Below are 7,009 nucleotides of genomic sequence, written 5' to 3' on the forward strand. Positions count from 1 at the left end.
CGACATGGCGATCGCGGCCGGCGGCACCGTGAGCAGGCTGTCCGGCGCCGTCTCTGCGGCAACGGGAGGGGCGGGTGGGGCCTCAGGCGCCGTCTGCGGAGGCGGCGTCGAAGAGCAGGCCATGACCAGGACCGCGCCCAGCAGCCCCAGCACACGAACTCGGCGATTATGCATCGTTCTCTCCGTTGAAAGGTATCGGATAACTCCTGCGCGTTCTTGCTCCGTCGCGCCAACCGTCCCGCAAGGGTCGGGCCCGCACGCGGCGCCCGCTACGCCAGCTGGCGCAGCACGGTCTGGAGGATGCCTCCGTTCCGGTAGTACTCGACTTCCAGCTCCGTATCGAGTCGAATGAGGACCTCGAAATCCGTGGCTTCTCCCTGGTCGGACAGAGCCGAGACGGCGGCCACGCCTCCCCCGGTGATCCCCGTCTCGATCCCGGTGACGGCGTACCTCTCCATGCCCGTCAGTCCGAGGCTCCCGGCGTCCACTCCGGAGTGGAACTGGAGAGGGAGGACGCCCATGCCGATCAGGTTGCTGCGATGGATGCGCTCGTAGCTCTCGGCAATGACCGCTCGGACCCCGAGCAGGCTCGGGCCCTTGGCCGCCCAGTCACGGGAAGAGCCGGTGCCGTACTCCTTCCCGGCGATCACGATCAGGGGCACCTCTTCTTCCGCGTACCGCATCGCCGCGTCGAAGATCGACATCTGCTCACCCGAGGGAATGTGGCGGGTGAAGCCACCTTCGACGCCGGGTACGAGGCGGTTTCGCAGCCGAACGTTGGCGAAGGTGCCCCGCATCATCACTTCGTGGTTTCCCCGTCTCGATCCATACGAGTTGAAGTCCGCGGGCTCGACCCCGTGCTCGACGAGGTAGGCGGCGGCCGGGGAGTCCTTGGCGATGGCCCCGGCCGGAGAGATGTGGTCCGTGGTGACGGCATCACCGAGGAGCGCCAGCACGCGGGCGCCGGCGATGTCCGTCACCGCACCCGGTTCGCGGGACATTCCGACGAAGAACGGGGGCTGCCGTACGTACGTGGAGTCCGGCGCCCAGTCGTACAGGTTTCCCTCGGGGACGTCGAGCTGCTGCCACCGCTCGTCTCCATCGAACACGGTGGCGTACTGACGAAGGAACTGCTCGCTGCTGACCGCTCCCCGGATCGTCTCCCGCACCTCCTGCTGGGTCGGCCAGATATCGCGCAGATAGACGGGCTTGCCCTCCGGGTCCACACCGAGAGGCTCCTGATAGAGGTCGATGTCCATGCGCCCGGCGATGGCGTACGCCACGACCAGCGGGGGCGAGGCCAGGTAGTTGGCCCGCGTATCGGGGTTCACACGACCTTCGAAGTTGCGGTTGCCGGAGAGCACGGCACACACCGCCAGGTCTTCCGCATGGATGGCCTCGCTGATCGGGCCGGGCAGGGGGCCGCTGTTCCCGATGCAGGTGGTGCAGCCGTAGCCCACCACGGCGAATCCCAGTGCCTCCAGCGGCTCGCTCAGCTCCGCCGCTTCCAGGTACTCCGTGACGACCTTGGAACCCGGAGCGAGACTGGTCTTCACCCATGGCTTGCGAGCGAGGCCGCGCTCGACTGCCTTCTTCGCCAGCAGTCCGGCCGCGATCATCACGCCGGGGTTCGACGTGTTCGTGCAGCTCGTGATCGCCGCGATGACCACCGCACCGTCCCGGAGCTCGAATTCGATCGGCTCGCCATCCAGCGTTTGCCCATCGACGGCGCGAGTGCGGCGCGTGGCGGCTCCGGCCACCGCGGTGCCGCCGCCCCCCTCGCCCGCCCAGCGGGAGATATCCTTCCTCCCCGAACTGCCGTTCGTGCGGAGGTCGGCGAGCCAGCGTTCGAACGACGAGGCCGATTCCGTCAGTCGGATCCTCTGCTGCGGGAGCTTCGGTCCTGCCAGGCTCGGCTCCACCGTGCCGAGGTCCAGCGACAGGGTGTCCGTGAACTCCGGGTCCGTGCTCTCGGGCGTGTGAAACAGGCCCTGGACCCGCGCATAGGTTTCGACTCTCGCGACGTGTTCCTCGCTTCGTCCGGTGAAGCGCAGATAGGAGAGCGTCTCCTCGTCGATCGGAAAGATGGCGCACGTGCTTCCGAATTCCGGCGACATGTTCGAGATGGTGGCGCGATCGGCGAGCGACAGCGAGGCCAGTCCCTCTCCATAGAACTCCACGAACTTGCCCACCACGCCCCGTTCCCGGAGCATCTCGGTCACTCTCAATACCACGTCCGTGGCGGTCGCTCCCTCCGGGAGCTTCCCGTGCAGCCGGAACCCGATCACCTCGGGTACGAGAAAGGAAATCGACTGGCCCAGCATGGCCGCTTCCGCCTCGATGCCCCCGACGCCCCATCCGAGCACGCCCAGACCGTTGATCATCGTCGTATGACTGTCGGTGCCCACCAGGGTGTCGGGGTACAGGAGCCTCTCGTCCCCCTGTCCCGACTCGAACACCACCCTCGCCAGGTACTCCAGGTTCACCTGGTGGACGATGCCCGTGCTCGGCGGAACGACGCGGAAGTTGTCGAAGGCCTGCTGACCCCATCTCAGAAACAGATATCGCTCGTGATTCCGCTCCATCTCCCGCTCGGAGTTGATCAGGAGCGAGGCGAGCCTGCCGAAGCTGTCCACCTGCACGGAATGATCGATCACGAGCTCGGAAGGCAGCATCGGGTTGATCTTCTGCGGGTCCCCTCCGAGCTCACGCATCGCGTCGCGCATGGCGGCGAGGTCCACGATCGCGGGCACTCCGGTGAAATCCTGCAGGATCACCCGCGCCGGCATGAAGGCCACTTCACGCTCCGAAGCCGGGTCCCACGAAGCCAGGGCTTCGATATCGCCGGCCGTCACGGTGATTCCATCTTCGTGGCGGAGCAGATTCTCGAGCAGTATGCGGATCGAGAAGGGAAGCGTGTCGATGCGTCCGACGCCGGCGCGCTCCAGGGCCTTGAGGTCGTAGATCGTGGCTGCAGTTCCATCCGGAAGCTCGATGGCGCGCCGGGCGCCGAAGGAGTTCTTGCTGTTGCGGGGCGGGGTCATGAGGGTCCTCTGTCGGTTCGAAGCCGCCGGATCACGGCGGTCGGATCTGCGTTGGAACCGCCCTCCACGGGCGGCCGATAAGCAACCCGCAATATGGGGCTCCGTCGGGGGTGAAGCGAGTGGGTTGGAGGCCTCCGGTGGCCCGTACTTCGGGATCCCGATCCGGCAGCTCCTGAAGCGCTCCTCTCTGGCCCGGTTGCCCAGGGCGGTCGATATTGGTGGCTCGCGCCGAGGCGGGCACGTCTGGTCCAGAAGGGGTGTGGAGGCCGATGGGCGAACCGTACAGGGCGGACTACCGGGGGCCGGTGTTTCATTTCTTCTGGCCCTTCACCCGATACGTGATCACGCACCTCACCGTGTTGACCATGGGGATCGTCTTCTACGTCCTCAATCGCGCCACGGTGATCGGCCGCAGGAACGTCCCCCGCCGGCGGAACACGCTCCTGCTTTCGAACCACCAGACGATGATCGACAGCTTCCTGGTGGGCACGGCGGCGTATTTCGGGCCGGCCGCGTTCAGACCCTACCTGATCCCCTGGAATCCGGCGGCGGAGGAGAACTTCTTCCGAAATCCTTTCTGGGCGTGGTGGGCGGACAACTGGAAGTGCATTCCCGTGAAGGAGGGACGCAGAGACAGCCGGGCGCTGCACCGGATGGTGCGAGCCGGTCGGCGCGGAACCATGGTGCTCTTTCCGGAAGGCACCCGGTCGAGGAACGGCGAGATCCGCGACGGTCGGCCGGGTGCCGGACTCGTCATCCTCGCCAATCAGCCGACGGTGGTTCCCGTCACGGTCGACGGACTGTACGATGTGCTGCCCGTCGGGAGCAGCTTCCCGCGTCTGTTCAAACACATCTGGCTGGCGTTCGGGAAGCCGATCGACTATTCGCACTACAGCGGGCAGCCGCGTTCGAAGGAGACGGCGCAGGAGATCGTGGACGACGTGATCGGGATCCTGCGCCGGCAACTGGCGGGTTTGAGGCAATTTCAGAAGGGCGAGATCGACCGAAAGACGTTCGAGAGAATACTCAACCGGGAAGAGGAAGACCGTTGATTCAAGCCAAGAACGCATTGAAGACCATGGGCGTGGCACTCGTCCTGACGACCGCTACAGCGGCTTGTGCCGAGTCTCAGGAGACACGAGCCGAAGCCGAGCCGAAGGGAGAGGAGACCATGCAGCAAGTCCAGGTGAAGGGACCGCAGGTCATGTTGGAGACGAGCATGGGGAACATCCTGCTGGGATTCTATCCCGACCAGGCGCCCCTGACCGTCGAGAACTTCCTCTCATACGTCGAAGATGGTCACTACGATGGACTGATCTTCCATCGCGTCATACCGGATTTCATGATTCAGGCGGGCGGTCACCAGGCGGACCTCGTCATGGTGGAAGGGGGGCGTGAGCCGATCCGGAACGAATCGGACAACGGTCTCAAGAACGAGCGCGGAACCTTGGCCATGGCCCGCACGGCGGCGCCTCACAGCGCGTCGGCCCAGTTCTTCATCAACCTGGTCGACAACCCCTTCCTCGACTACGGGGCACAGGGTCCGGACCAGTGGGGCTATGCCGTCTTCGGGAAGGTGCTGGAAGGAATGGACGTCGTGGACGCCATCGCCGCGGTTCCGACCGGAAGCGCGGGCGGAATGCAGGACGTTCCGCGGGAACCCGTCACCATCGTGTCGGCCACGATCGTTCAGCCCTGACGCGACCGTCAGGGTCGCGGATCGTCAGGAGCGGGCGCCGGGAAGATCTCCCGGCGCCCGCGTGCTTTCGGGTGGGCTCTCAGGCCACCACGCCGGCTCCGAGGACCTCCTCGAATACCGGGAGGGCCTCCTCGAGGGTCTCCCGCTCGATGGTCAGGGGCGGCGCGATCCGGATCGTGTGGTGGTGCGTGTCGTTGCAGAGGATGCCGCGCTGCTTGAGGGCTTCGCAGAACGGACGCGCCGTGCCCGATTCGCCGTGGATCTCGACGCCGATCATCAGGCCCCGTCCCCGCACCTCCTTCACGTGGGGCGAGTCGAGGTCCCGCAGCCGGCTCATGAACCACGTGCCGAGATCGTCCGATCGCTCGGGCAACCTCTCCTCGAGAATGACGCCGAGCGAGGCCAATCCGACCGCCGCCCCGAGCGGATTGCCTCCGAACGTCGAGCCATGGTCTCCGGGGTGGAAGACGTCCATGACCTCGTCGTTGGCCAGGATCGCCGACACGGGGTACACGCCGCCGCCCAGGGCCTTGCCGACGATCAGCACGTCTCCGCGTGTGCCGTCCCAGTCGCCGCAGAACAACCGGCCGGTCCGGCCGAGGCCGGTCTGAATCTCGTCGTTCAGCAGGAGCATGTCCTCGGACCGACAGATGTCCTGCGCCCCGGCGAGGTATCCGTCCGGCGGGACCACGATTCCACCTTCGCCCTGGATGGGCTCCACGAGAAAGGCCACGGTGTGTTCGGTGACCGCCGCCTTCAAGGCCTCGAGGTCGCCGTGGGGAATTCGCTTGAATCCGGGGGCGAAGGGGCCGAAACCGGCCCGGTACTGTGGCTCGGATGAGAACCCGACGATCGTGGTCGTGCGGCCATGAAAGTTGTTCTCGCAGACGATGATCTCGGCTTCGTCGGTTGGCACTCCCTTGACCTCGTACCCCCACTTCCGAGCCGCCTTGATCGCCGTCTCCACGGCCTCGGCTCCGGTGTTCATCGGGAGGGCCCGGCTGAAGCCCGTCGCCTCGGCAAGGGCCCTGAGAAAGCCGCCCATGCGATCGTTGTGAAAGGCCCTCGAAGTGAGGGTGAGTCGATTCGCCTGTTCCGTCAGCGCCGCGAGAATGGCGGGGTGCCTGTGACCCTGGTTGAGTGCGGAATAGGCGCTCAGCATGTCGAGGTAGCGGTTCCCGTCCACGTCCCAGACCCAGACTCCCTCTCCACGCTCTATGACCACGGGAAGCGGCGCGTAGTTGTGGGCACTCCACCGCTGCGCTTCCTGAATGAAACCCTCGGTCCTGTGCATAGGTGTCGTCTCCGGCTCCATGGGAATGGCGTTGGATTGTCCGTCCGATCGAGACCACGAACGCGTCTCGCGCGAGAGGTTACCGGATTGACCGGGCTCCGGCAACGGTCGGGTCAGGCCCCCACGGAGCCGGTTCCCATCGATCCGTCGAGGGGCTCTGGACACGGAACCCCGACTCCCTCATACTCGACGCCGCGGGGACCCGATACCCTCGCCGTTCACTCGAAATCGCGAGGCACGCATGTACATCCTGGTCACGGCGATTCTCGCCGTCCTGATCGCGGGGATCGGGGGCACGATCGCCTGGTTCTGCCGGCTGCCCGAGCTGGACTGAAAGGCTGCCGGCCCGGCCGCTCCACCGTGTGCTCGGCCGGTTTCCCGGAATCCGCGGGTCAGGGGGCCGGGTCGGTGGAGTCCGCCGCGAGGATCGTCTCCAGCATTTCGGCGTCGTCGGGCAACAGCTGAGCGGCGACCAGTCGCGGCACCAGTTCCTTCCACTCGGGATGCAGGCGGTACGATTCCGCGAACAGGGGCAGCGATTCCTCCACGCGCCCCACGCTGGCGAGCGTCACCGCGTGCCAGAAGATCGGCTCCGACTCGCCGGGCAGAAGGGCCTCCGCCTTCTGGTACTCCTCCACAGCGGCATCGATGTCGCCACGCGTGACCTGTTCGTCGCCTTCGTTCATGTGCTGGTACGCCCGTGCGACCGACAGCAGGCGGCGCAATTCGACGAGCGGTTCGCGGGAGTCCTCGACTCTGAGGTCGAAGATGCGATCCTGCCATGGCCTGCCGGATGGCTCGGCCGCGACGACCAGCAGAGCGGCGGACTGACGGCCCCGGATGTCCCCTCCCTCGGCTTCGGCGGCCTCGAGTGCGCCCATGAGTCGCTCGGCAAGATCTCCGGGACTGGAGGTGTAGGCCCGGACCATGGCTTCGCAGACGGTCGGACGGAGCATCAAGTTCGCCTGGACC

The 7,009-nt window shown here is 66.1% G+C and carries 5 protein-coding genes; 2 read left to right on the forward strand and 3 right to left on the reverse strand.

All coding sequences use genetic code 11. From position 1 onward, the window contains the following. Positions 1-269: 269 nt before the first annotated feature. Positions 270-3,044, reverse strand: a complete 2,775-nt coding sequence (gene acnA / locus AC36XV_RS10885) for an aconitate hydratase AcnA (RefSeq protein WP_492203708.1) — start codon at positions 3,042-3,044, stop codon at positions 270-272. A gap of 269 nt (positions 3,045-3,313) precedes the next feature. Here acnA and AC36XV_RS10890 point away from each other — a divergent pair, with 269 nt between their 5' ends. Continuing rightward, positions 3,314-4,096, forward strand: a complete 783-nt coding sequence (locus AC36XV_RS10890; RefSeq protein WP_492203709.1) for a lysophospholipid acyltransferase family protein — start codon at positions 3,314-3,316, stop codon at positions 4,094-4,096. After that, complete coding sequence (locus AC36XV_RS10895) at positions 4,093-4,743, forward strand: peptidylprolyl isomerase (protein ID WP_492203710.1); 651 nt, start codon at positions 4,093-4,095, stop codon at positions 4,741-4,743. The genes AC36XV_RS10890 and AC36XV_RS10895 overlap by 4 nt, the downstream gene beginning before the upstream one ends. Before the next feature lie 79 nt (positions 4,744-4,822). On the opposite strand, the gene rocD is transcribed toward AC36XV_RS10895, so the two are convergent. Both rocD and AC36XV_RS10905 read right to left on the reverse strand, forming a co-directional pair. Further along, a complete protein-coding gene (gene rocD, locus AC36XV_RS10900) occupies positions 4,823-6,037 on the reverse strand; it encodes an ornithine--oxo-acid transaminase (RefSeq protein ID WP_492203711.1) in 1,215 nt (404 codons plus the stop codon). Between the two features lie 392 nt (positions 6,038-6,429). Next, a partial coding sequence (locus AC36XV_RS10905; RefSeq protein ID WP_492203712.1) for a DUF1028 domain-containing protein occupies positions 6,430-7,009 on the reverse strand: 580 nt, incomplete at its 5' end.

The sequence above is a fragment of the Candidatus Benthicola sp. genome (assembly GCF_058719085.1).

Excerpts from the sequence above, each read along its gene's own strand:
- acnA (WP_492203708.1), bottom strand. The coding sequence starts at position 3,044 with ATGACCCCGCCCCGCAACAGCAAGAACTCCTTCGGCGCCCGGCGCGCC.
- rocD (WP_492203711.1), bottom strand. The coding sequence starts at position 6,037 with ATGCACAGGACCGAGGGTTTCATTCAGGAAGCGCAGCGGTGGAGTGCC.
- AC36XV_RS10890 (WP_492203709.1), top strand. The coding sequence starts at position 3,314 with ATGGGCGAACCGTACAGGGCGGACTACCGGGGGCCGGTGTTTCATTTC.